The organism is Leucobacter shiyiweii (genome assembly GCF_052446065.1).
GTDB lineage: Bacteria > Actinomycetota > Actinomycetes > Actinomycetales > Microbacteriaceae > Leucobacter.
In genome coordinates this window covers 625972-650666 of sequence record NZ_CM127080.1, presented here as the reverse complement: position 1 = coordinate 650666, position 24695 = coordinate 625972, and the positions used below count along the sequence as shown (strand labels likewise).

The window sequence follows — 24695 nt, the reverse complement described above, 5'->3', positions numbered from 1 at the left end:
GGGCTCCCTCGCCGGAGAATCCTTGCCCGCGGCTCCCCTGCAGATGACTCCCCGCCCGTGCCGTTCCCCCGCACACTCGCAGCCTCGGATTTCCGCACGCTCTCGGACGGATGAGGCCAATCTAGTCCGAAATTCCGTAACTTTCCGGGCGAAAGAACGACGAAACGCCCCGGGGCAAGCCCGGGGCGTTTCGGTAAGGGATCGTCAGCGCGCAGCGCTGCCGTCGACGCCTGCGGATCGCTCACGATCCGCAGAAAACGGTGCAGCCCTTTGGATTACGTCGTCGTCAGCGCGCAGCGCTGCCGTCGACGCCTGCGGATCGCTCACGATCCGCAGAAAACGGTGCAGCCCTTTGGATTACGTCGTCGTCAGCGCGCAGCGCTGCCGTCGACGTAATCCTCGTCTTCCTGCTTCCAAGCGAAGAGACCGCGCAGCTCGCGGCCGGTCACCTCGATGGGGTGCTTCTCGGCCTTGGCGCGAAGTTCGAGGAACTCCTTGCCTCCGTTGTCCTGATCGTCGATGAAACGCTTTGCGAACGCACCCGACTGAATGTCGGCGAGCACACCCTGCATGTTCTCCTTGACGCGAGGGTCTACCACGCGAGGGCCCGACACGTAGTCGCCATACTCGGCGGTGTCGGAGACCGACCAACGCTGCTTGGCGATGCCGCCCTCCCACATGAGGTCGACGATGAGCTTGAGCTCGTGCAGCACCTCAAAGTACGCGATCTCAGGCTGGTAGCCAGCCTCGGTGAGGGTCTCGAAACCGTACTGCACGAGCTGAGAAACGCCACCGCAGAGCACTGCCTGCTCGCCGAAGAGGTCGGTTTCGGTCTCTTCAGTGAAGGTCGTCTTGATGACACCGGCACGAGTACCGCCGATCGCCTTAGCGTACGACTTCGCAGTATCCCACGCGCTGCCCGATGCGTCCTGCTCGACAGCGATGATGTCGGGGATGCCACGGCCAGCGACGAACTCGCGGCGCACGGTGTGCCCCGGTGCCTTCGGTGCAACGAGGATCACATCGACGCCCTCGGGCGCTTCGATGTAGCCGAAGCGAATATTGAATCCGTGCGCAAACGCGAGGGTCTTCCCCGGCGTGAGGTGCTGCTTGATCGACTCCGAGTAGATGGTGCGCTGGTACTGATCCGGCGCGAGGATCATGATCAGGTCGGCCCACTCAGCTGCATCTGCAACGTTCTTGACGTCGAAGCCGGCCTCGGTGGCCTTCTGGATCGACTTCGAGCCTTCCTTCAACGCAATAACGACCTGAACGCCCGAGTCGCGCAGGTTCATCGCGTGGGCGTGGCCCTGCGAGCCGTAGCCAACGACGGCCACCTTCTTGCCCTGAATGATCGACAGATCGGCGTCGCCGTCGTAATACATCTCAGCCACGAGTGGCCTCCTTTTGATTGTTGTTGGTTCGTCGGTGGATCGCGGCCCGTCGGGCCGATTCCAGGTGAATGTTAGTTCTTGTAGACGCGCTCAGTGATGGACTTTGAGCCACGTCCCACCGCAATGAGGCCAGACTGTGCGATCTCCTTGATGCCGTACGGCTCAAGCACGCGCAGGAACGCCTGAATTTTGCCGGTGTCGCCGGTCACTTCGATCACGAGGGCATCGGTGACGACGTCGACGACGCGGGCGCGGAATAGGTTCACAGCTTCAAGTACGTGGGATCGCGTCTGGTTGTCCACACGAACTTTGATCAGCATGTGCTCGCGCTGCACCGACTGAGATTCTTCGAGCTCGACTATCTTAATCACGTTGACGAGCTTGTTGAGCTGTTTGGTAACCTGCTCGATCGGCAGATCGGCCTCGTCGATCACGACAGTGATTCGCGAGAGCCCCTGGAGTTCAGTGGGACCCACGGCGAGGGATGAGATGTTGAATCCGCGCCGGGCGAAGAGACCTGCAACGCGGGTCAACAGACCGGGCTTGTCCTCTACGAGGAGACTCAGAACGTGGCGGCTCATGGCTACTCCTCATCCTCGAATGACGGCCGGTGCTCCAGCGCGTACTGTACTTCACTATTCGACAGCCCTTGGGGCACCATGGGCCAAACCATGGAGTCGGAACTGACGACAAAATCAATGACAACGGGTCGATCGTTGGTCTCAAGCGCGAGCTTGATGGCGTCATCAACCTGATCTTCGCGTTCGACGCGGATCGCGAGACATCCGTACGCTTCACCGAGCTTCACGAAGTCGGGCACTCGGCTACTGCCGTGGCCGGTGTTCAGCTCCGTGTTCGAGTACCGCTTGTCATAGAAAAGCGTCTGCCACTGCCTCACCATACCGAGCGAGGAGTTGTTGATAACCGCGACCTTGATCGGAATGTCATTGATCACGCAGGTTGCGAGCTCCTGATTAGTCATCTGGAAGCATCCGTCGCCGTCGATCGCCCACACCACACGCTCGGGCTCCGCTACCTTGGCACCCATCGCAGCGGGAACCGAATACCCCATGGTGCCCGCGCCGCCTGAGTTGAGCCACGAATTCGGGCGTTCGTACTTAATGAACTGGGCGGCCCACATCTGGTGTTGGCCGACTCCTGCGGCGTAAATGCCCTCCGGTCCAGTGAGCTCGCCGATGCGTTGGATCACGTGTTGCGGTGACAGCAAGCCGTCCGACGGAGGCTGGAAGCCGAGTGGGTATTCCGCCAGCAAGTCGTTCAACCTTGCCCACCAGGTGCTGAGATCTGTGAACTCGCGGTCGCGCTTCGCTGATGAGATCGCTGCGATGAGGTCAGAAATTACCTCCGCGGCGTCGCCGACGATCGGAACATCTGCTGCGCGGATCTTGCCGATCTCTGCCGGGTCGATATCGGCATGAATAACCTTGGCGTCGGGCGCGAATAGCTCGGCCTTGCCGGTGACACGGTCATCGAAACGCGCGCCGAGCGTGATCAAGAGGTCGGACTCCTGGAGAGCAAGAACCGCCGGAACAGTGCCGTGCATGCCTGGCATGCCGAGGTGCTGCGGGTGCGAATCGGGGAAGGCACCACGCGCCATAAGCGTTGTGACCACCGGAGCCCCCACCAGCTCGGCAAGTTGCAAGAGCTCTTCGGATGCCCGCGCGCGGATCACGCCGCCGCCCACATAGAAAACGGGGCGCTTCGCGGTGGAGATGAGTTCGGCGGCAGCCTGAATCTGCTTGCTGTTGGCCTTGGTGATGGGCCGGTACCCGGGCAGGTCAACCCGTGGGTCCCACAGAAAGTCGAGCTCAGCCTGCTGCGCATCTTTCGTGATGTCGACGAGCACAGGGCCAGGCCTGCCAGTCGTGGCGACCTGATAGGCAGCCGCCAATGCGCCTGGGATGTCTTCGGCCTTGCGCACGAGGAACGAGTGTTTCGTGATCGGCATGGTGATGCCGACGATGTCTGCCTCCTGGAACGCGTCAGTTCCCATGAGGGTCGAAAAGACCTGACCGGTGATCGCCAACAGCGGCACCGAATCCATGTACGCATCTGCAATCGCGGTGACGAGGTTGGTCGCCCCTGGACCGGAGGTGGCAATACACACACCGACCTTGCCAGATGCCGAGGCGTAACCCTCAGCCGCGTGACCCGCGCCCTGCTCATGACGAACCAGGATGTGTCGCAAGTCTTTCGCGTCCATCAGCGGATCGTATACCGGCAGAATCGCGCCGCCCGGCAGCCCAAAGACGTCGCGAATGCCCAGCATTTCAAGACTGCGAACCACAGCGGCAGCACCGCTCATTCGCTCGCCCTTCGCGCCGGATTCGACGCGCGTTTGGGTGGGTATGGCACTCGTATCCGAGTTCATTTCACACTTTCTGTTGGCAGTGACTGTGATGTGGCATGCGCGCAGCAGCAGGCGTGATCCGCGAGGTGCTGCCTCCCTGGAGGGGTGACGCCGCGACCGAATTAACCGGTGATCGCACCCTCTGAAGCCGAGTGGACGAGCTTCGCGTACTTTGCCAGCACGCCTCGCGTGTAACGCGGGGGAAGTGGTGCCCAGGCTGCTCTGCGGGCTTCGAGCTCGGCGGGGTCTACCAAGAGATCGAGCGTCTGTGCGGCGATATCAACCCGAATCAGGTCACCGTCGCGCACCAGTGCTACCGGACCACCGTCCGAAGCCTCAGGTGCTATGTGGCCAATACACAGGCCGGTTGTGCCGCCTGAGAATCGCCCATCGGTCAATAGTAATACATCTTTGCCGAGGCCTGCCCCCTTGATGGCGCCGGTGATCGCAAGCATCTCGCGCATGCCCGGGCCGCCCTTCGGACCCTCGTAGCGAATGACCACGATGTCGCCCTTGCCGATCTTGCCCTCGGTCAACGCATCCATCGCCCCGCGCTCGCGTTCGTACACGCGCGCCGGGCCTTCGAACACCTCAGCATCAAAGCCCGCAGTCTTCACGACGGCGCCCTCGGGCGCCAAGGTGCCGTGCAGAATGGTGAGCCCTCCGGTCGCGTGAATCGGGTCATCAAGATGGTGGATCACGTCGCCGTCGAGTGGATCGGGGTTCAGTGCCTCCAGGTTCTCGGCCATGGTCTTGCCGGTAACGGTCATCACATCGCCGTGGAGCAGCCCGGCGTCGAGCAGCGCCTTGAGGACAACGGGGATCCCGCCGTGCCGATCCACATCTGCCATTACATACTTACCGAACGGCTTCATGTCTGCGAGGTGCGGAACCTTCGCACCAATGCGGTTGAAGTCTGCGAGTTCGAGGTCAACCTCAGCCTCACGGGCGATGGCGAGTAGATGCAGCACCGCGTTCGTCGAGCCGCCGAGCGCCATGAGTAACGTAATTGCGTTCTCGAAGGCCTTCTTGGTAAGAACGTCGCGCGCGGTGATTCCCAACCGCAGCATGTTCACGACCGCCTCACCTGACCGGTGCGCGTAGTAATCGCGACGACGATCGGCGCTGGGAGGCGCAGCAGAACCCGGCAAGCTCATGCCGAGCGCCTCAGCAATTGAAGCCATGGTGTTGGCTGTATACATGCCGCCGCACGCGCCCTCGCCCGGCGCGATTGCGCACTCGATACGCTTGAGATCTTCCTCGCTCATGGTGCCGGCCTTGCACGCACCCACCGCTTCGAAGGCGTCAATGATGGTGACTTCCTTCTCGGTGCCATCGCTCAGCTTTACCCAGCCCGGAGCGATCGACCCGGCGTAGAGAAAGACTGCCGCCAGATCGAGTCGCGCTGCGGCCATGAGCATGCCCGGAAGAGACTTGTCGCAACCCGCGAGCAACACGGTGCCGTCGAGACGCTCGGCCATCATCACAGTCTCGACCGAATCCGCGATGACCTCGCGTGAAACAAGGGAGAAATGCATTCCCTCATGACCCATCGAGATTCCGTCCGAGACGGAAATAGTGCCGAACTCGAGTGGGTAGCCGCCCCCCGAGTGCACACCCTCTTTGGCTCCCTGAGCGAGACGATCAAGGCTCAGATTGCAGGGGGTGATCTCATTCCAGGAGCTGGCGATACCGATCTGCGGCTTCGCCCAGTCTTCATCACCCATTCCCACGGCTCGGAGCATGCCCCGAGCTGCGGCCTTCTCAATTCCGTCGGTGACGTCGCGGCTGCGCGGCTTCATATCGATCTCAGACATGGCTCCCAGTCTAGCGGCGTGCGGAGGAGCCGAGCACATACCCACGCGGGGCCACTCGGGCACTCGGCAGCTGCTCAGTCGAAAACCGAAGAATGCTACTTGCCCGTAGCTCCAAGCAGCGTAAAGGGAAGCATGAAACCGACGATGCTGGCGATGAGCCCGCCGCCGAACAACCAGATCCCTGCCATCTCGGAGATCCCCGAGTCGAACGCGAAGCTCGACAGATAGATGCCGCCAAAGGCCAGCACTATGGACACGACGAACACGAACGCGGTGACCGCGCTGACTGCACCCTGCGAGCTCTCCTCGAACAGCGCTTCGTTCTTCGCCACAGTGGTCCTCCTCTATGCGGGTTAATACTGAAAGTTAGCCTAGCGCACTAGACGATGGGCTAGCACTGGCTGCGGGCCCACCCGCTAGTCTGGTGCCGAACGCGAAGGAGGCTTCATGTCTATCGGCAAGTACCTGACCAATGCGGGCGTACTGGGATCCGCCTTCGGCGCTGTGGGCGCGGCTAAGCAAGCTCAGCAGATGCCGAAGGATTGGAGACGTTTCCTCGTCTGGGGCGTCTGGGCGGCAGGCCTAGCACTCGCAATCGCCAGCGCCGCAAAACAGCAGGAGGACGAGGAGTATGCGAAATCGCTGCACCTCTCAGCCCGCGAGGAGAAAGAGGCAGCCAAGTCGCGACGCAAGCGCCGAACCTCCGCCTAGTACCAGCGGCTTGCATTCCGCAAGACGGACTCTATTGCGGCGGGAAACATCTGAGGCGGACGGTAGGCTTGACGGTGGTGAGCCGGGAAGCCTGGTCGGCGTTTCGTATTTGTCGACCCCGGAGGTTTTTTCTCAATGCCCACTCCCGGACTCTCACTCGCGCAAGTGAGCCGACGCGAAGGCGCTCGCGTCACACGCATTCTGCGCAACGAATTTGCCAGCGGCATCGCGGTCATGGCCGCCGCGCTTCTTGGATTCATCGCGGCGAATAGCCCACTGTCGAACGCGTACATGGATCTGCGCGATTTTCGAATCGGGCCAGAGGCGCTGAATCTCAATCTCACGTTGGGCACCTGGGCCGCGGATGGGTTGCTCGCGGTTTTCTTCTTTATGGTCGGTCTTGAACTCAAACGCGAGTTCGTCACCGGCGCTCTGAGCAAATTCACCAGCGCGATCGTGCCCGTCGCAGCCGCAGTTGGCGGGGTGGTGCTCCCCGCCTTGCTCTACCTCGCGTTCACCTTTGGCACAGATGCCGCGCAAGGGTGGGCGATTCCGGCAGCCACTGACATTGCGTTCGCTGTTGCGATCCTCGGTCTGATCGCGCCCCGCATTCCCACCGCGCTCCGCATTTTTCTCCTCACCCTGGCGGTCGTCGACGATCTCATTGCGATCTCGATCATCGCGCTCTTCTACACGAGCGGGGTGCAGTTCAGCTTCCTCGCACTCTCGCTTATCCCTCTCGCCCTGTATGCATTCCTAGCGCGCCGCTTCGCGGTGTGGTTTGCTGCTCATCGCTGGGCGGCCTGGGCGATTCTCCTTCCTCTGGGTGGCATCGTTTGGGCGCTCGTTCACGAGTCAGGGGTGCACGCAACAATCGCTGGCGTCTTGCTGGCCTTCACAGTTCCGGTCGTCGCCAAACCCCGGAAGAACGGGAAGCAGGTCCCCGCTCTCGATTCGGAGAGCGCTGGCTCAACCCTCGACCTCGCACACGTGTTCGGTTACCGCTTCGGGCCGCTCTCCAGCGGGTTCGCAGTACCGGTCTTCGCATTCTTTGCCGCTGGTGTCGCCGTCGGTGGCGAGAACCGTTTTCCGTTTGATCCGATTGTGTTCGGAATCATTGCTGGTCTCGTCGTCGGCAAGACCGTAGGAATCACGGCAACTACGTGGGCGATCCTGCGCTTCACCCGTGCTGAGCTCGGCGGTGAGGCCAGTTGGCGTGAAGTGATCGGGGTTGCGGCGCTCGGCGGCATCGGCTTCACCGTGTCACTCCTGATTGCGGATCTCAGTTTCACTGACCCAGCAGACGGAGACACCGCACGGCTGGCGGTCATGGTGGCGTCTCTGATGGCGGCCGCGGTGGCGGCATCGCTCCTCATCCGAAAGCCAAAGGCTCGCGCAACGCACCCCAATTGAGTGGCGGAATCACGCGGATTTTTGTTCCTTCGAGCCACGTGCTAGTGTATTTCTGTTGCCCACGCGGCGGCAGGCGCCTCTAGCTCAATTGGCAGAGCAGCTGACTCTTAATCAGCGGGTTCCGGGTTCAAGTCCCGGGGGGCGCACCACCCGAAACCCCCACCATCGCGGTGGGGGTTTCGCCGTAAGTAGGGCAGGAGCAAAACATGACTGAGCAGCCCCCGGCCCCGTCCGCGGACCTCGCATTCGCACTGGCTCTCGCCGATCTGGCAGACGGCATCTCGCTCCCCCGATTCCACTCCAACGATCTGCGCATCGACACCAAGCCCGATCGCACGTTCGTCACCGACGCAGACACTGCGGTCGAACGCGCAATCCGCGTTCGAATTGAGACTGAGCGGCCGGGCGATGGCTTCCTGGGCGAGGAGTCGGGTCGAGCCGACCGTGGCGAGCGGCGCTGGATTATCGACCCGATCGACGGAACCTCTAACTTTCTCCGCGGCGTGCCCAATTGGGGCACGCTGATCGCGCTCGAGGTCGACGGCGAGGTGACAGTGGGTGTCGTGAGCGCCCCGGCGTTCGGTGCACGGTGGTGGGCAGAAGTTGGTGCCGGAGCCTGGGGGCACCAGGCGGGCGCCGATCCGCGCCGCCTGCGGGTCTCAGGCGTAGAATCCCTGGCTGACGCCTCGCTGAGCTTCCAGAGCATCCGGCAGTGGGACGAGGCGGGCTATCTGGATCCGCTGATCACACTGAGCCGCACCGTTTGGCGAGACCGTGCCTACGGCGATATGTGGGCCTACATGGCGCTTGCCGAGGGGCTCGTCGACATCGTCGCCGAGTTCGACGTAAAGCCCTACGATTTGGCCGCTCTCGCACCCATTGTGCGTGAAGCCGGTGGTACTTTTACCGATATTGGTGGATCGAGCAGCGTGTGGAATGGCAGCTCACTCGCCACGAACGGGTTATTGCACGCCGCCACGGTACACGCGATCGAGACCGCCCGAACAGCTTAGTTTGCGGCTCGCCGCCGATCGGGATCAATGCCCTCGAGAATGCGGCCGAGGCCCGCAGCAATCGAGGCTACATCGCTCTCGGAAAGCTGGTCGAAAACAAGTCGCCGTACCTCAGTCACGTGAGCAGGTGCGTGCGCAGCAAGGTGGCGAAAACCCTCGTCGGTCAGCACCGCATTCGTAGCGCGACCATCGGTTGGGCATGCCTCCCGGCGCACCCAACCCTGCTTTTCGAGTCGGGTCACCACGTGAGAGAGGCGTGACAACGATGAATTCGCCCAGTGGGCAAGGTCGCTCATTAAACGCGTGCGATTCTCCGCTTCTGAGAGCATCGCGAGCACGTGATATTCAAAGAAGGAAATGCCGGCGTCGCGCTTGAGCTGCGCTTCAACCGCACCCGGTAGCAAGATCGTGAGGCCGACGAGACTCATCCACATTTCACGCTCGACTGGGTCGAGCCACTGGGTCTCAGACTGCGCTACGTTGCCGACTGCCTGTGCCACGTTCAACACCTTGCTCTCTGTACACTGACGCTCGTTCAGGTCTCCTAGGTTATCCGACACGTGACCGGATTCCTGATCGGCGTTGCTTCACAGTCGAGCCAACGGCAAGATCCCGGCACGGCGGCCCCGCACGCCTGCCCTCCTCCGCCAGAATAGAGGGATGACATCTACACTCGCATCTGCGGCACCCACCGCGGGATCGCAGACCCTCGATCGCGGGCTTCGCGCGCTTGAGGTACTTGCCGAGGCTGGTGCCTCGATGAGCATTGCCGAACTTGCAGAGGCGCTCGAAGTGCACCGTTCAAGCGCCTACCGCATTCTACGTACACTCGAAGATCACCGTCTGGTGGTACGCGATGAAGCCGGTCAGATCCGACTCGGCCCGCGTCTTGTGACGCTGGCACGTGGGGCCGCGCCGCGACTCAATGAGACGGCCTTGCCTGAGATCACCGAGATTGCCAACCTATTTGGCGTGACGGCTTTCGTGGCGGTGCTCGACGATGATCAGGTGATTACGCTGATTAGCGTTGAGCCGGCGCACAGTCACGCCTCGGTGACGCAGCGGCCGGGTGCTCGACACTCCGCACTGAATGGCGCGACTGGTCACGCGATAGAAGCCTCACTCACGCCCCGCGAACACCGCGCAGCTTTTCGGGGTGCTCCTCTCACCGAGGCGGCTCGAGAGACTCAGGCGCGCGGGTACGCACTCAGCGAGAATGAGGTGATTCCCGGGCTGACCGGTCTCGCCGTGCCCTTACGCGTCGAGGGCGAGCCGCCCGCGGCCCTCGCGATCGTGCAGATCGGCGTGCATCGCGAGCTCGAGGCGCTGATCGCTCATTTGCGAGCGGCCGCCGACCGTATCTCCCGCGATCCGCGCTAGCTCTTACCGTCGCGATTCCCGATAGCTCACGACCCCCCAGAACTCACGCAGCGGGACCGGGACATTTGGCTGGTGGGATGAGCGACGAGCCGATAGACTCGGAAGGTCCAGCCCGGCCCGCACTCGCGGTGCTCGGCCGGGAAAGGTGCTCGAAAAAGGGGCGCTGCTGCCGTTCTCGGCGAGACATACACGGACTCCGTATCACCGTCTCTCCAAGGAACCGTCATGTCTTCTTCTCTCGCAATGCACGCAGAGGCCGCCTCCGCGACTCAGGCCACACGGCCTACTCTCGCGCAGGCCGTCGCAGCCGCGCTCGCCCGCCACACCGATCACGCCTTCGGGCTCATGGGCAACGGTAACGCACACCTGATTGACGCACTCGCCGTCTGCGGCATCCCGCTCACCGAAGTGCGGCATGAAGCAGCGACCGTCGCGTCAGCTGATGCGTACACTCGCGTCTCTGGCAAGCTTGCCATCGCCACGACTACCTACGGCGCAGGTTTCACCAACGCGCTGACAGCCCTCGCTGAGGCTGCCCAAGCCCGCACTCCGCTGCTGCTGGTTGTGGGCGATGCACCGACGAGCGGTCCCCGAGCCTGGGATGTCGATCAGGAAATGATGGGGGCCGCCCTGGGGGTGCGCTCCTACCTGCTGAGTCTCGACGATCCGGGCGAGATGGTGGATCGCGCTGCTGCCGCCGCACTCCGAGGTCGCCGGCCCGTGATCCTTGGCATCCCCTACGACTTGGTCACGGCACCCGTAGCGAGCGTCACCGAACCAGCCACATCCCTCGCGTCTGGATCAGCGTCAAGGTCGGTTCCCGCCTCACCCGGTTCGTCAGATACAGCACACGCGACCGTTTCTCCCGACGAAGCTATCGATCTGGAAGATCCTTCGGTGATCGCTTCCCTCATCTCCGCGACGCTCGCCGCACCTCCTGAAACAGCGAGGGTCGAAACACATGCGGCCGCCACCCTGCACTCCGCAACATCGCCACATCCTGATGATGTGGCAGCCGCAGTGCGCGCGCTCGCTGGCGCTGACCGCCCGCTCATCCTTGCCGGGCATGGGGCGTGGCTCGCGGGCGCTGGATCTCGGCTTGGAACTATTGCCGATCAGCTCGGCGCGTTGACCGCGAGCACCGCCCTTGCGCGTGGCATCTTCCCGAGGCCGGAGTTCGATCTCGGCCTGACAGGCGGCTTCGGCCAGGACGCTGCTATGGCGAGGATCGCCGAGGCCGACGTTGTGCTCGTCGTCGGCGCGAGTCTCAATCAGTTCACGATGAGGTTCGGCGAACTGTTCGGTCAGGGTGCCACCGTGGTCCGGGTTGATCTCGACCAAGTCGCTTCCCCACGAACCGCACACCCGATCACGCATCTCCTCCTCAACGGCGATGCCAACGTGATTCTCGATTTGCTCAGCACGGAGCTCGAGGGTGCACTCAACGCACCGAGCGGGTGGAGAGAGCGCACCGCGGGGCTTGAGGCTGGCGGTGAGCTCCGCTCGCTCGACACTGGTGGAGGTGATGCTGAGGGACTGCTTGCGGATGGCAGGCTCGATCCCCGCATGGTCGCAACAAGGCTCGCAAAGCTGCTGCCAGAAGATCGTTACGTCACGAGCGATGGAGGCCACTTCATAGGCTGGGCAAACATGTACTGGCCGGTCACCTCGCCTGAGCGCATGATCATGGTCGGCACCGCGTACCAGACCATCGGGCTCGGCCTCTCAACCGTAGCGGGTGTGGCCGCTGCAGCCCCCGAGAGCACGGTGGTGCTGACAACCGGCGACGGTGGCGGCCTGATGTCGCTCGCCGATCTCGAGACCGCGATCCGCACCACCCAACGCTGCATCATTGTGGTGTGGAATGACGGGGCCTACGGTGCAGAGGTGCACCTCTACGGCCGCATGGGTCTCGACCAGGCGCCGATGCTCATTCCCGATGTGAATTTTGCGGGCCTCGCGAGCGCTCTGGGCGCCACAGGGGTGCGGGTGGATCGCCTCTCCGATCTCGCGGCACTCGAGTCATGGCGTGACGCGGGCGGCACCGGCACGATCCTCCTCGACTGCCGCATCTCGCGGTCAGTCGTGGCGCCGTACCAGTACGAGATTCTGAAGGTGAACGGGGTGGAGTAACACTCCTGCGGGAACGATAACCGCTCGTGGCCGAGGAAAGCTGCCGCCCACCACACCAAGACGAGGGGTCAAAATCTGCTGGCTTCGCCGGAGCTGAAGCGCAGATTTTGACCCCTCGCCGGGTGCAAGCTGTTGGAACTCGTAGAACCCGAGAAACTCGAGCCTCAGCTAGGCGGCTTTCTCCCAGATGAAGTGACCGTTCTCCTGGGCCTCCTGGTTCTCAGCGCCGAGCGGGATGCCGGTGCGGTCGCGCAGCACGAGGGTTGCCACGAACGCGATCACCATCACGGCTGCAATGTAAAAGGCCACTGCCGTCGCAGAGCCCGTGGAAGCAACGAGCCACGCGGCGATCATGGGCGCGAACGCACCACCGAGAATCGCGCCGATGGCATAAGTGATTGAGACGCCGGTGTAGCGGATGGAGGCGGGAAACAGCTCGGCGAAGTACGCCGCCTGCTGTCCGTAGGTGAACCCGTTACCGATGGCAAAGAGCGACAGCCCGAGGAACATGAGCCATACGTTGCCGGTGTTCACGAGCGGGAACAAGACGAATATGACGGCGAGGAAGGCGATCCAGCCGAAGATATAGGTCTTCTTGCGTCCGATGCGATCGGAAATCGTGCCCGCAGCGAAGGTCATAATGAGCCACACAACCGAGGCCCCGGCGACGGCGAGGAGCACCGGGGTACGTTCCATCCCCACAAGCCCGCCGTCTGCGAGCGGCATGGTGGCGTAGTTCTGAATATAGCCACCGGTGGTCATGTAGCCAGCGGCGTTGTTACCGGCGAAGGTCAGAGCAGCGAGCACGACGAGCAACCAGTGCTTGCGGAAGAGCTCCACGATGGGGATCTTGGTCTGCTCTTTGCGTTCCGAAATCTCAGTGAAGACCGGGCTTTCCTCGACCGCGCGGCGCACGACGATACCAACCACAATAAGCACGAAGCTCAAAATAAACGGCACGCGCCAACCCCACTCGAGGAATTGCTCACCGGGAGAGATGACGCCCGTCATGAGCGCGAGCACGCCCGAGGCGAGGAGGAGGCCAATCGGCACGCCGATCTGTGGGAATGCGCCCATGCGTCCGCGCTGATCGGCCGGTGCGTGTTCAACGGCCATGAGGACCGCGCCACCCCACTCGCCGCCTGTCGACAAGCCCTGCAGAATACGCAGCGCCATGAGGAGGATCGGCGCGAGGATACCCACCTGATCGTACGTCGGGAGGAAGCCGATAAGGGTAGTTGCCACTCCCATCAGGATCAGCGTGATGACCAGCATGGACTTGCGGCCGATGCGATCACCGAAGTGTCCAGCAAGAAACGCTCCGAGCGGGCGGAAGAGGAAGCTGACGCCAACCGTGGCGAACGCAATGATGGTCGCCGCCTGCGGTCCGGCGGGTTCAAAGAAGAGCTTTCCAAAAACGAGCCCTGCGGCACTCGCATAGAGGAAGAAGTCGTACCACTCGATCGTGGTGCCGATCACTGTCGCGGCCGCCACCCGACGCAATTCGCGTGGGTTGGCGGCCTTCGTTACTGTCTGTGACATGAGGCTGTCAGACTCCCTTGTCTAAATGGATTAAAAATATATCTATATTCACATAGCGAACACGCATCGCAATATATGGAACTCACTCACTGTAGCCGGTCGACACCCAAATGTCATATTGACAAAAAAGCGGGCAGTACGCTCTCGCGTACTGCCCGCTTTTTCGATTGCGCTACCAGCGTGGCTTACGAGGGCCGTCGTTTCGAGTATCGCGGCTGTTGCGATCGCCATACCCGCCATCACGACTCGGTCGGTCGTTACGGCCGCCACCGGCGCGATTGTCGCGCTGCGCACGATCATCTCGGTTGTAACCACCACCGCGAGTGTCACGGTCGTTGGAGCGAGGACGCTCGTCGCGGTTGTAGCCACCACCGCTACTGCCACGATCGCTGCGGTCGTTGTAGCCGCCACGGTTATCGCGGTTGTAGCCGCCTCGATCCCCGCCACGATCGTTCCGGTCATAGCCGCCACGGCTTTCCCGTCCACCGCTTCCGCCGCGATCGTAACCACCACCGCCACCGCTGCGATGACCGCCGCGGTCTGCGGTGAGCTCAATGAGCTTGCCGCTGATGCGTGTTTGTGCCAGACGCGAGAGCTGATCCTTCGACAGATTCTTCGGGAGTTCTACGAGGGAGAAGTCATCACGCACCTGGATACGCCCGAAATCGTCTCGGGTAAGTCCACCCTCGTTCGCGATCGCGCCAATAATCTGACCGGGCTGGATCTTCTGACGACGGCCCACCTCGATGCGGTACATCTGCAGGTCGTCTCGACGCTCGCGAGGTCCACGGTCTTCGCGCTGAGTCCGGTCGCGGCCCCCGCGGGAGTCACGATCATCCTCAAGGAACTTCGCGGCCTGTACGCGGTCGCGCTGAAATTTCCGGTCGTCTTCGTTGGTCAGGAGCAACGGAGTCTCGCCCTGCGCAACGATCGCAAGGGCCGCAGCCACGTCTGTTTCGGGGACGTCGTGGTGCTCAACGTAGTGCGCAATGATGTCGCGGAAGGCATCGAGACGAGAGGTCTCCGTCAGCGCCATCGTGATCGCATCGTCAAATCGAGACAAACGCGTCGCATTCACTTCGTCAACGCTCGGAAGCGCCATCGGAGTCAAGGGCTGCTTCGTCGCCTTCTCGATTGCCGTCAACATGCGACGTTCGCGCGGCGTGACGAAGCTGATCGCATCGCCCTTACGGCCGGCGCGGCCGGTGCGACCAATGCGGTGCACGTACGACTCGGTATCAATCGGCAGGTCGTAGTTCACGACGTGGCTGATCCGTTCGACGTCAAGACCTCGCGCGGCCACATCGGTGGCGACCAGAATATCGAGCTTGCCCGACTTCAACTGCTCAACGGTGCGCTCACGAATGTTCTGCGGAACATCACCGTTGATCGCAAGTGCGGAGTAGCCACGCGCACGAAGCTTCTCAGCGACCTGCTCGCTGTCGCCACGCGTACGCGTGAAGACGATCATGCCGTCAAAGTCTTCAACCTCGAGTACTCGGGTGAGCGCGTCAAGCTTCTGCATGTACGAGACCACGATGTAGCGCTGCGCGATCGTCGCACTCGTCTGCGTTTTCCCGGCAATCTTGACCTCTTGAGGGTCGTTCAGGTACTGCTGCGAGATGCGACGGATCTGTGCCGGCATAGTTGCCGAGAACAGAGCAACCTGCTTCTCCTTAGGCGTATCTGCAAGGATCGTCTCCACGTCTTCCGCGAAGCCCATCTTGAGCATCTCATCGGCTTCGTCGAGAACCAGGTACTTGATCTCGGTCAGATCAAGGGATCCCTTGTTGAGGTGATCCATGATTCGACCGGGAGTACCCACCACGATGTCGACGCCACGGCGCAGAGCACTGAGCTGCTGGCCGTACGCCTGGCCGCCGTAAATAGGCAGCAAGTGCACTTCGGGGAGGTGAGCGGCGTAGCTCTCAAAAGCTTCACACACCTGCAGCGCGAGTTCGCGAGTCGGCGCCAGCACCAAGGCCTGCGGCTTTCCCTGCCCGGGCTCAATGCGCGAGAGAATGGGCAAAGCAAACGCAGCGGTCTTACCGGTACCGGTCTGCGCCAACCCGACCACGTCACGGCCGGTCAGAAGCACGGGAATCGTAGCTTCCTGGATCGCGGACGGGGTCTCGTAGCCGAGACCCTTCACCGCCCTGAGCACCCGGGCATCGAGGCCAAGCGTGTCAAACCCCGGGCGAGGCTTCTCTGAGGACTCAGCCTTTTCGGCTTTATCGGCCTTTTTGTCTTTGACGGTCTCTGCAGGCGCATCAGCGACTGAGGTGCTCTCGCTTGCGGACGCAGGCGCACTCGCAGGGGTCTCGTTGGATTCGGAAGATATGGGAGCCTCGGTGACCAAAACCGCAGGAGCCACAGAGGCATCCTCTGCGTGTGCGGGTGCATCGGGAACTTCAGGGGCCGCTTCTGTGAGAGCGACCGCGGCGGGCTCTTCGGTCGCCGCGACGGGCGCCTCAGATACCTCGGCTTGCTCGGGTGAAGCTTCAGTCAAAACTTCATCAGAGGCTGCTACTGCAGCCTCAGAAGTCTGGATTTCTTCGGAAGTTCGTGGCTCCCGATCGCTGTCTTGCATATTGTTATCGGGAGTATTCATCACTTCATCCTACCGCGACCTAGACAAATTGCGCTGTGAACGATAGAACCGGGCGGTTTCGACGCGCGGGAGCGGCCTGAGTGACGGGCGCAATGGTCGCCGGGGCCTAGCTCCGATTCTCGCGAGCAAGCCACAGATCGTATACGATCGACAACACACCCGACGAAGTGGAGGCCCCATGCTTGATCAGACGCAACGTGAAGCCATTGCCGCCGAGTTGGTGCAGGCCGATCTCGACCGCACCATTCTGCCGCGACTGACTGCCCGATACGACGGCATGGAGGTCGAGGATTCTTACGCAATTCAGAAGATCTGGTCGGATCGCCGGATCGAGGCAGGGGCGCGCCTGGTCGGACACAAGATTGGTCTGACCTCAAAGGTCATGCAGGTCGCCACCGGGATTACCGAGCCAGACTACGGCGTGATCCACGATGACATGGTTTACGAATCGGGATCAGTGATCGAATTCGATCGCTTTTCGAACGTACGCATTGAAGTAGAGCTCGCGTTCGTGCTTGCCAAGCCGCTTGCTGGCCCAAACGCCACCCTCTTCGACGTGCTCGATGCGACCGCCTACGTGGTGCCCGCGCTCGAAATACTGAACTCGCACCTTGAACTTGAGGGCCGCACGATCGTCGACACGATCAGCGACAACGCCGCAATGGGCGCCATGGTCATCGGTGGTCGGCCGATGAAGGTCGACGACATCGACCTTCCTTGGGCCTCTGCGATGCTGTACCGTAACGAAACGATTGAAGAGTCGGGAGTTGCGGGCGCCGTGCTCGGCAACCCCGCGATGGGCGTTGCCTGGCTCGCAAACAAGCTTTCCCAGCACGGCCAGACGCTTGAAGCGGGCGAGATCATTCTCGCTGGTTCCTTTACCCGCCCCATGTGGGTGTACAAGGGTGACACCGTCCACGCTGACTACGGCACGCTGGGATCGGTAACATGCCGATTCGCCTAGAGCTTCCGCCCACGCTCGCGCAGCGTCTGGTCGCGAGCGAGCGCCCCCTGATCGGGCTATGGGTGTGCTCGGGGAGTGCTGTCGCCGCAGAGATCGTTGCCGGCAGCGGCACCGACTGGGTGCTGCTTGACGCCGAACACTCCCCCAATGGGCTCGAGTCGACGCTCGCCCAGCTCTATGCAATGAGTGCCTACCCGGTCGCGCCGCTCGTCAGGCCACCGTCCGGTGACACGGTGCTCATCAAGCAGTTCCTCGACCTCGGCGCACAGAACCTGTTGATCCCGATGGTTGACACCGCCGAACAAGCCGCGGAAATCGTGCGAGCCGTCAGATACCCGACCGCGGGCGTGCGTGGGGTCGGTTCGGCGCTCGCGCGATCTGCTCGCTGGAATCGCGTCGAGGGGTATCTCGGGCGCGCGAACGAGACGATCAGCCTCACTGTGCAGATTGAATCAACGACTGGGCTTTCCAATGTCGAACGAATTGTCGCCGTCGACGGGGTCGATGCGATCTTCGTCGGGCCGTCAGACCTCGCAGCGTCAATGGGGCTGCTCGGGCAGCAGTCGCATCCCGATGTGGTGGCAGGCGTGCTGCGCTCGATCGAGGCGGGCAAGGCTGCGGGAAAACCAGTCGGGGTGAATGCCTTCGTCGCGACTGACGCCGAGCGCTACATCGAAGCCGGTGCCGCGTTCGTCGCAGTGGGTGCGGACGTCGCGATGCTCGCGCGCCAAACCGAGGCATTAGTGGATCGCTTCGTTCCTGCTGGCTCGGCGACCGGGGCCTCCGCGACTCCGGGTTCGGCCGCCGCTGGCTCTGCGCCGGATGGCGCGGGATCCACCCCCCGCGCGTCGTACTAAAGCCCCCGGTCGCGGAACCAGCCGGACGAACCACCCTTCACATTTTTCACCAGATCGTATATCATTTGAGATACAAAGAGACGAGGCAGTCACATGACCTACGGAATCGAGACCCCCGGCAAGATCATCGCCGTGCACCTGAGCTACCCTTCACGGATGCAGCAGCGCGGCCGCGAGGCGGCGTTCCCCTCGTACTTTTTTAAGCCGAGCTCCTCGCTTGCAGCGACCGGCGGTATCATCGAACGCCCCGCTGGCACCGAGTTGCTCGCGTTCGAAGGCGAGATTGCCCTGGTAATTGGCACACCCGCCCGGTGGGTCACCCCTGAAGAGGGATGGTCGCACGTCGCCCAAGTCACGGCGGCCAACGATTTCGGCCTCTACGACCTTCGCGCGGCAGACAAGGGGTCGAACGTGCGTAACAAGGGCGGCGACGGGTTCACCCCGATCGGCCCGACAGCGATTTCGACGGAGGGTCTCAGCCAGGGCGACTTCCGCGTGCGCACCTGGGTGAACGGCCAGCTCGTGCAGGATGACACGAGCGACACCCTCAAGTTTCCGTTCGGACAATTGGTGGCGGATCTCTCTCAGCACATGACCCTCGAGCCCGGCGACGTGATCCTGACCGGTACCCCCGCGGGCAGCTCAGTCGTACTGCCGGGCGACGTGGTCGAGGTTGAGGTCGACGCGCCGAATGCTCCCGGCGCGCCCAGCTCGGGCCGCCTCGTCACCACCGTCACGCAAGGAACCACCGCATTCGGCGATTTCGGCAACAAACCGAAGGTGGACAATCTCCAGCGCATCGAGGCATGGGGCAGTAAAGAGGAGCACGCGGCTGCCGTCGCTGCCGGCCGCGCCAGCAGCTTAGAGAAGGACGCAGAAGAGAGCGCTGTCGCTGGCCCGCTGACCGATGAGATCCGCGAGCTACTCGACGGTGTCGCAGTCGCGACGGTCTCCGCTGCACTCCGCAAGCGCGGCTATGTCGACATCTTCATCGACGGCGTCTACCCCAATCACGAGGGCGACCGCATACTTGGCACCGCGAAAACCCTGCGGTTCATCCCGTTCCGCCCTGACCTTTTCAAGGCGCACGCGGGCGGATTCAACGCACAGAAGCGCGCCTTTGATACGGTCAACCCGGGCGAGGTGCTTGTCGTCGAGGCCCGGGGAATCCCAAGCACCGGCACCGTGGGCGACGTGCTCGCTCTGCGCGCCCAGGTGCGCGGCGCGGCCGGCATCGTGACCGACGGCGGCGTGCGCGATTTCGCCGCTGTGCAGGAGTTCGATATTCCGGTGTTCTCACAGGGCGCTCACCCCAGCGTGCTCGGTCGTCGTCACGTGCCGTGGGAGACAGACGTCACCATTGCGTGCGGCGGAGCTGCGGTGCAGCCCGGCGACATCATCTACGGTGACCGCGACGGCGTACTGGTGATCCCTCCGTTTCTTCTGGAGGAAGTGGCCCGCGAGGCTGCCGCACAGGAAGTCGAGGACGCGTGGGTGGCCGAGCAGGTCGCTGGCGGTGCTGCGGTCGACGGACTCTTTCCGATGAACGCTGAGTGGCGTGCCCGCTTTGAGGCCGCGGGCAAAACTCAGACGGCGCAGGCCTAGGAATCGCCATGGCACCGATTTCAAAATCCGAGCGGGCCTACCGCCTGATGCGCGAGCGCATAGACAGCGGTCGCTATGTTCCCGGCTACCGCTTGGTGCTTGCGCCGATTGCCGCAGAACTCGAGATGTCAGTGGTGCCGGTGCGCGAAGCGATCCGCCGCCTTGAGGCCGAGGGCCTGGTGACCTTTGAGACCAACGTGGGCGCGCAGGTGGCGCTCATCAAAGAGACCGAGTACCTGCACACGATGGAAACGCTGGCACTGGTGGAGGGGGCGGCCACCGCCCTCGCCGCCCCCTCAATCACACCCGACCAAATCGCACGCGCTCGCGCCATCAACGAGCGCATGCGGGAAAGCCTCTCGCATTTTGATCCGCAGAGCTTCACCGAGTTGAATCTCGAGTTTCACAGCGTCTTGTTCGAGACATGCCCGAATCCGCATATTCTCGACCTCGTGCACCGCGGCTGGAGCCGCATGCGGGTGCTGCGCAACTCGTCGTTCAGCTTCGTACCCGGTCGCGCCCAAGAATCGGTAAACGAGCACGACCGTATCCTGCAGCTGATCGTGGATCGCGCACCCACGCTCGAGATCGAGATCGCCGCCCGCGATCATCGCCTCGGAACCCTGAACGCGGTGCTCGCTCAGAACGCCCAACACGCCCAACGTCTGGCCGCAGCTCAAGCAAGTGCCACAGCCACAGATCAGGTCTCCGCAGCCTGAGCACGCCTCAGCACGAGAACCAGCAATTGCACGCAACGAAAGAAGGTAACGCATGACCTATCAGAAGCCCGAGGGGCTCCCCGAAAAGATCCAGCACTTCATCGACGGCAAATTCGTCGACTCGATCGACGGCGCAGAGTTCGAGGTCATCGAACCCGTCTCGAACGAGACCTACATTATGTCGGCGTCGGCACAGAAAGAGGATGTTGACCTCGCCGTTGCCGCCGCGAAGCGCGCGTTTGACGAGGGCCCCTGGCCGAAAATGCTGGCCCGTGAACGCTCCCGCATTCTGCACAAGGTTGCCGACATCGTGGAGTCACGCGATGAACAACTCGCCCTCATTGAGAGCTGGGACTCGGGTTTGCCCATCACCCAGGCCAAGGGCCAAGCTCGCCGCGCCGCAGAGAATTTCCGCTTCTTCGCGGATCTGATCGTTGCGCAGCAGGACAATGCTTTCCGGGTGCCCGGCCGCCAGATGAACTACGTGAACCGCAAGCCGATCGGCGTCGCCGGCCTCATCACCCCGTGGAATGTGCCGTTTATGCAGGAGTCGTGGAAGCTCGCCCCTGCCCTCGCGACGGGCAACACCGTGGTGCTGAAGCCCGCGAGCTACACTCCCCTCTCGGCTGCGCTGTGGCCGGAGATTTTCCGGGAGGCGGGAATGCCCGACGGCGTCTTCAACCTGATCCTCGGTTCTGGCGGAGTTGCCGGTGACGCCATCGTCAAGCACCCCGACGTGCCACTCATCTCCTTCACTGGTGATAGCTCGACCGGAGCCATGCTCTCCACCAACGCGGCACCCTTCCTGAAGGGCCTCTCGCTCGAGCTCGGCGGGAAGAGCCCGTCGGTCGTTTTTGCCGACGCCGACCTCGAAGAGGCGCTCGACGCAACCGTCTTCAGCGTCTTCAGCCTGAACGGCGAGCGCTGCACCGCGGGATCGCGCGTGCTCGTACAGCGCGAAATCTACGACGATTTCGTTGCACGCTACGCAGAGCGCGCGAAGAACATTGTCGTGGGTCTGCCCTCTGACCCGGCCACCGAGGTCGGCGCACTCGTGCACCCGAGTCACTTCGACAAGGTGATGAGCTACGTCGAGATCGGCAAGACCGAGGGACGTCTTGTTGCCGGCGGTGGCCGCCCAGAGGGCTTTCCCGAAGGCAACTACGTCGCCCCGACCGTGTTCGCCGACGTGAAGCCCGACGCCCGCATCTTCCAGGAGGAGATCTTCGGGCCAGTCGTCGCCATCACCCCCTTCGACACCGATGAAGAGGCGCTCGAACTCGCGAACGACACCAAGTACGGGCTTGCCGCCTATGTCTGGACCTCGAATCTCAAGCGCGCCCACAACTTCGCGCACGGTATCGAGTCGGGCATGGTGTGGCTGAACTCCAACAACGTGCGCGACCTACGCACCCCCTTCGGTGGCGTCAAGGCCTCGGGTCTCGGCCGCGAGGGCGGCTACCGCTCGATCGACTTCTACACGACTCAACAGTCGATCCAGATCACCCTGAACGAGGCTCACTCCCCCCGCTTCGGCGCCGGCAAGTAAGCCCCCACTCCTATTCGTGAGGTGGCGGGCCTCCCGGCGCGCCACCGATCCACCCCACTCATCAACACCTTAAGGACACAGCAATGTCTGAACTGAAGGGTCGCACCAAGACCTCCAGCGGCTTCTACGTCACCGAAGAAGCCCCGATCCACTCCGATAACCCGGTACTCACGCCGAAGGGCGAGGCACCCGATATCCTCCGCTGCGCCTACATGGAGCTTGTGGTCACCGACCTCGCCGCATCGCGTAATTTCTACGTCGATGTGCTCGGTCTGTATGTTACCGAGGAAGACGATGAGGCAATCTACCTCCGCTCGACCGAGGAATTCATTCACCACAACCTCGTCTTGCGACAGGGGCCTATCGCCGCGGTCGCCGCGTTCTCATATCGCGTGCGCACCCCCGAAGATCTCGACAAGGCCGTCGCCTTCTACACCGAGTTGGGCTGCGACGTACGCCGCAACGAGACCGGATTCGTGAAGGGCATCGGCGACTCGGTGCGCGTGGTTGACCCGCTCGGCTTCCCGTACGAGTTCTTCTACCAAACCGAGCACGTCGAGCGACTTGCGTGGAGGTACGACCTGCACACGCCGGGCGAGCTCGTGCGTCTCGACCACTTCAACCAGGTCACCCCGGATGTGCCCCGCGCCGTGCGTCACTACCAAGATCTCGGTTTCCGCGTGACCGAGGACATCCAGGACGAAGAAGGCACGGTGTACGCAGCGTGGCTGCGCCGCAAGCCCACCGTGCACGACACCGCCGCAACAGGTGGCGACGGACCTCGCATGCACCACGTCGCATTTGCGACCCATGAAAAGCACAACATCCTGGCGATCTGCGACAAGCTCGGCGCACTGCGCATGAGCGATCGCATCGAGCGGGGCCCCGGCCGGCACGGTGTCTCGAACGCGTTCTACCTGTACCTGCTCGATCCCGACGGTCACCGCGTCGAGATCTACACGCAGGACTATTACACCGGCGACCCTGACAACCCGGTGGTTACTTGGGATGTGCACGATAACCAGCGCCGTGACTGGTGGGGCAACCCGGTTGTGCCGTCTTGGTACACCGATGCGTCGCTCGTGCTTGACCTCGACGGCAACCCACAACCCGTCGTGGCTCGCACCGACTCGAGCGAAATGGCCGTAACCATTGGCGCTGACGGGTTCTCGTACACCCGCGACGATGAAGGCGAAAAGGGCTTCAAGCTCGGCAATACGCTGTAGTACCGCGTCGGGTGAGGGGTGCGGGTCACGTGCGATCCGCACCCCTCACCTGTTCGAACGCGGCGAGCGCCCGCGCGCGGGTCGCCTTGAGATCTACCATCGGCGGAGTGAGCACCGAGTCGGGCGCCCAGCGATCCACATAGGCACCGTCGGCATCAAACTTCTGCTGCTGGGTCACGGGGTTAAAGATGCGGAAATAGGGCGCGGCATCGGCGCCGCACCCGGCAACCCACTGCCAGTTAAAGGGGTTTGAGGCCGCGTCGGCGTCGACAAGGGTGTCCCAGAACCAGGCCTCCCCCTCGCGCCAGTCGACAAGCAGGTTCTTCACGAGGAACGAGGCGACCACCATGCGCACGCGGTTGTGCATGGTGCCGCTGCGCCAAAGTTCGCGCATGCCCGCGTCGACGAGGGGGATGCCCGTGCGGCCCTGCTGCCAGCGCGCCAGCGACTCACCCGCGTCATCTCGCCACGGGAACGCGTCAAAGCGGCGGTCAAGGTTCTGGGTCGCGAGATTGGGCCGGTGGAAATACGTGTGCCACGCGAACTCACGCCAGCCGAGCTCGGAGAGAAACATTCCCACGTCGGCACCCGACGCGAGCGATTCGTGCCACACGCGCTGCGGGCTGATCTCGCCGAAGCGAAGGTGCGGCGCGAGCCCCGATGTCGCGTCGCTCGCTGGCAGATCGCGTTCGCCCGCGTAGCGGTGGGCGCGCTCGTTGAGAAACTCGCGAAGCCTCGCGCGCGCGGCCGGTTCCCCCGGCTGCCAACGCTCGCCAAACTCGGCAGCCCAGTCGGGGTCCGTTGGCAGCAACTGCCATTGGGCGAGTGCGTCGCTGGGCACGGCGGCCGCGGTAGCGGGCGGATCCGCGAACACCGGTATCTCAATCGGTGACCGGGGCGAAGGTGACGCGAGGCACGCCCGCCAGAACGGCGAGTACACCCGGTACGGGTCGCCCGTCTTCGTCGTGACCGTCCAAGGCTCGAAAAGCAGCGACCCCGGGAAGGAGTGGGCGTCTATGTCGGAGTTACGAAGGCTCTGCTTCAGCTCGGCATCGATGCGGCGCTCGGCCTCGCCATACCGCCGGTTCCAGAGGACGCGATCCGCACCCAGCTCGCTGGCCACGCTCCACACCACCTCCCACGCCGCGCCGCGCCGCAAGACCAGCGGCACTCCGAGCGTCTTGAGCGACACAGCAAGCGACTCGAGCGAGTGGTGCAGCCACCACTTCGCCGCACCCCCGAGTGGCCGCACGCCGGCAGACACCTCGTCAAGCACGTAGAGGGCGACCACGCCCCCGGGGTCGCTCGCGGCTGCGGCGAGCGCCGGGTGGTCGTCGGTGCGCAGATCGTCCCTGAACCAAATCAGTGTGGTCACGCATCAACTCTAGGG

General features: G+C 62.9%; 21 protein-coding genes and 1 tRNA gene. 12 read left to right on the top strand and 10 right to left on the bottom strand.

The annotated features are described in order from the left end of the window. Positions 1-204 precede the first annotated feature (204 nt). The 6 genes from ACTNFJ_RS03115 to ACTNFJ_RS03090 all read right to left on the bottom strand — a co-directional run bounded on the left by ACTNFJ_RS03115 (position 205) and on the right by ACTNFJ_RS03090 (position 5914). Positions 205-327, bottom strand: coding sequence for a hypothetical protein (locus tag ACTNFJ_RS03115; protein WP_435906573.1), 123 nt, complete (start codon positions 325-327; stop codon positions 205-207). Between the two features lie 41 nt (positions 328-368). Continuing rightward, a complete protein-coding gene (gene ilvC, locus ACTNFJ_RS03110; RefSeq protein WP_435906574.1) occupies positions 369-1394 on the bottom strand; it encodes a ketol-acid reductoisomerase in 1026 nt (341 codons plus the stop codon). A gap of 71 nt (positions 1395-1465) precedes the next feature. Further along, positions 1466-1975 (bottom strand): acetolactate synthase small subunit, encoded by a 510-nt coding sequence (gene ilvN, locus ACTNFJ_RS03105; protein ID WP_435906575.1) that lies wholly within the window; start codon positions 1973-1975, stop codon positions 1466-1468. A gap of 2 nt (positions 1976-1977) precedes the next feature. Next, the gene (locus ACTNFJ_RS03100) at positions 1978-3786 is read right to left on the bottom strand and encodes an acetolactate synthase large subunit (protein WP_435906576.1); all 1809 of its coding nucleotides are present in this window, start codon (positions 3784-3786) and stop codon (positions 1978-1980) included. Positions 3787-3887: 101 nt separating this feature from the next. Next, entirely contained in the window at positions 3888-5582 is a 1695-nt protein-coding gene (ilvD, locus tag ACTNFJ_RS03095; RefSeq protein ID WP_435906577.1) for a dihydroxy-acid dehydratase, read from the bottom strand. Positions 5583-5677: 95 nt separating this feature from the next. Then, positions 5678-5914: a hypothetical protein gene (locus ACTNFJ_RS03090; RefSeq protein WP_435906578.1), complete on the bottom strand. Its 237-nt coding sequence runs from the start codon at positions 5912-5914 to the stop codon at positions 5678-5680. Between the two features lie 115 nt (positions 5915-6029). On the opposite strand from ACTNFJ_RS03090, the gene ACTNFJ_RS03085 reads away from it, so the two are divergent. From ACTNFJ_RS03085 to ACTNFJ_RS03070, 4 genes are all read left to right on the top strand, one after another. Further along, positions 6030-6293: a hypothetical protein gene (locus tag ACTNFJ_RS03085; protein WP_435906579.1), complete on the top strand. Its 264-nt coding sequence runs from the start codon at positions 6030-6032 to the stop codon at positions 6291-6293. Positions 6294-6428: 135 nt separating this feature from the next. Further along, positions 6429-7706 carry a Na+/H+ antiporter NhaA gene (nhaA, locus tag ACTNFJ_RS03080; RefSeq protein WP_435906580.1) on the top strand — a complete coding sequence of 426 codons (1278 nt, stop codon included), beginning with the start codon at positions 6429-6431 and terminating at the stop codon, positions 7704-7706. Positions 7707-7779: 73 nt separating this feature from the next. Next, a tRNA-Lys gene (locus tag ACTNFJ_RS03075) sits at positions 7780-7855 on the top strand. A 57-nt stretch (positions 7856-7912) separates the two neighbouring features. Continuing rightward, a complete protein-coding gene (locus ACTNFJ_RS03070) occupies positions 7913-8719 on the top strand; it encodes an inositol monophosphatase family protein (RefSeq protein WP_435906581.1) in 807 nt (268 codons plus the stop codon). Here the strand turns inward: ACTNFJ_RS03070 and ACTNFJ_RS03065 are convergent. After that, positions 8716-9219 carry a MarR family winged helix-turn-helix transcriptional regulator gene (locus ACTNFJ_RS03065; protein WP_435906582.1) on the bottom strand — a complete coding sequence of 168 codons (504 nt, stop codon included), beginning with the start codon at positions 9217-9219 and terminating at the stop codon, positions 8716-8718. The two genes, ACTNFJ_RS03070 and ACTNFJ_RS03065, sit on opposite strands and share 4 nt — an antisense overlap. A 160-nt stretch (positions 9220-9379) precedes the next feature. Here ACTNFJ_RS03065 and ACTNFJ_RS03060 point away from each other — a divergent pair, with 160 nt between their 5' ends. Both ACTNFJ_RS03060 and ACTNFJ_RS03055 read left to right on the top strand, forming a co-directional pair. Next, positions 9380-10099: an IclR family transcriptional regulator gene (locus ACTNFJ_RS03060; protein WP_435906583.1), complete on the top strand. Its 720-nt coding sequence runs from the start codon at positions 9380-9382 to the stop codon at positions 10097-10099. 225 nt (positions 10100-10324) lie between these two features. Beyond that, entirely contained in the window at positions 10325-12232 is a 1908-nt protein-coding gene (locus tag ACTNFJ_RS03055) for a thiamine pyrophosphate-binding protein (protein WP_435906584.1), read from the top strand. A gap of 168 nt (positions 12233-12400) precedes the next feature. On the opposite strand, the gene ACTNFJ_RS03050 is transcribed toward ACTNFJ_RS03055, so the two are convergent. Next, positions 12401-13774, bottom strand: a complete 1374-nt coding sequence (locus ACTNFJ_RS03050; protein ID WP_435906585.1) for an MFS transporter — start codon at positions 13772-13774, stop codon at positions 12401-12403. A gap of 172 nt (positions 13775-13946) precedes the next feature. Further along, the gene (locus ACTNFJ_RS03045; RefSeq protein ID WP_435906586.1) at positions 13947-16385 is read right to left on the bottom strand and encodes a DEAD/DEAH box helicase; all 2439 of its coding nucleotides are present in this window, start codon (positions 16383-16385) and stop codon (positions 13947-13949) included. A 178-nt stretch (positions 16386-16563) separates the two neighbouring features. Here ACTNFJ_RS03045 and ACTNFJ_RS03040 point away from each other — a divergent pair, with 178 nt between their 5' ends. The 6 genes from ACTNFJ_RS03040 to hpaD all read left to right on the top strand — a co-directional run bounded on the left by ACTNFJ_RS03040 (position 16564) and on the right by hpaD (position 23305). After that, complete coding sequence (locus ACTNFJ_RS03040) at positions 16564-17349, top strand: fumarylacetoacetate hydrolase family protein (protein WP_435906587.1); 786 nt, start codon at positions 16564-16566, stop codon at positions 17347-17349. Beyond that, the gene (locus ACTNFJ_RS03035) at positions 17334-18206 is read left to right on the top strand and encodes an HpcH/HpaI aldolase family protein (RefSeq protein ID WP_435906588.1); all 873 of its coding nucleotides are present in this window, start codon (positions 17334-17336) and stop codon (positions 18204-18206) included. The genes ACTNFJ_RS03040 and ACTNFJ_RS03035 overlap by 16 nt, the downstream gene beginning before the upstream one ends. Positions 18207-18299: 93 nt before the next feature. Further along, positions 18300-19811 carry a fumarylacetoacetate hydrolase family protein gene (locus ACTNFJ_RS03030; protein ID WP_435906589.1) on the top strand — a complete coding sequence of 504 codons (1512 nt, stop codon included), beginning with the start codon at positions 18300-18302 and terminating at the stop codon, positions 19809-19811. Between the two features lie 8 nt (positions 19812-19819). After that, on the top strand, positions 19820-20530 hold the full coding sequence (locus ACTNFJ_RS03025; RefSeq protein WP_435906590.1) for a GntR family transcriptional regulator: 711 nt from the start codon (positions 19820-19822) through the stop codon (positions 20528-20530). Between the two features lie 52 nt (positions 20531-20582). Further along, positions 20583-22079, top strand: coding sequence for a 5-carboxymethyl-2-hydroxymuconate semialdehyde dehydrogenase (hpaE, locus tag ACTNFJ_RS03020; RefSeq protein WP_435906591.1), 1497 nt, complete (start codon positions 20583-20585; stop codon positions 22077-22079). Positions 22080-22162: 83 nt separating this feature from the next. Next, positions 22163-23305 (top strand): 3,4-dihydroxyphenylacetate 2,3-dioxygenase, encoded by a 1143-nt coding sequence (gene hpaD, locus ACTNFJ_RS03015; protein ID WP_435906592.1) that lies wholly within the window; start codon positions 22163-22165, stop codon positions 23303-23305. Between the two features lie 25 nt (positions 23306-23330). Here hpaD and ACTNFJ_RS03010 read toward each other — a convergent pair whose 3' ends face one another. Beyond that, positions 23331-24680 carry a cryptochrome/photolyase family protein gene (locus tag ACTNFJ_RS03010; RefSeq protein ID WP_435906593.1) on the bottom strand — a complete coding sequence of 450 codons (1350 nt, stop codon included), beginning with the start codon at positions 24678-24680 and terminating at the stop codon, positions 23331-23333. Between the last annotated feature and the right edge of the window lie 15 nt (positions 24681-24695).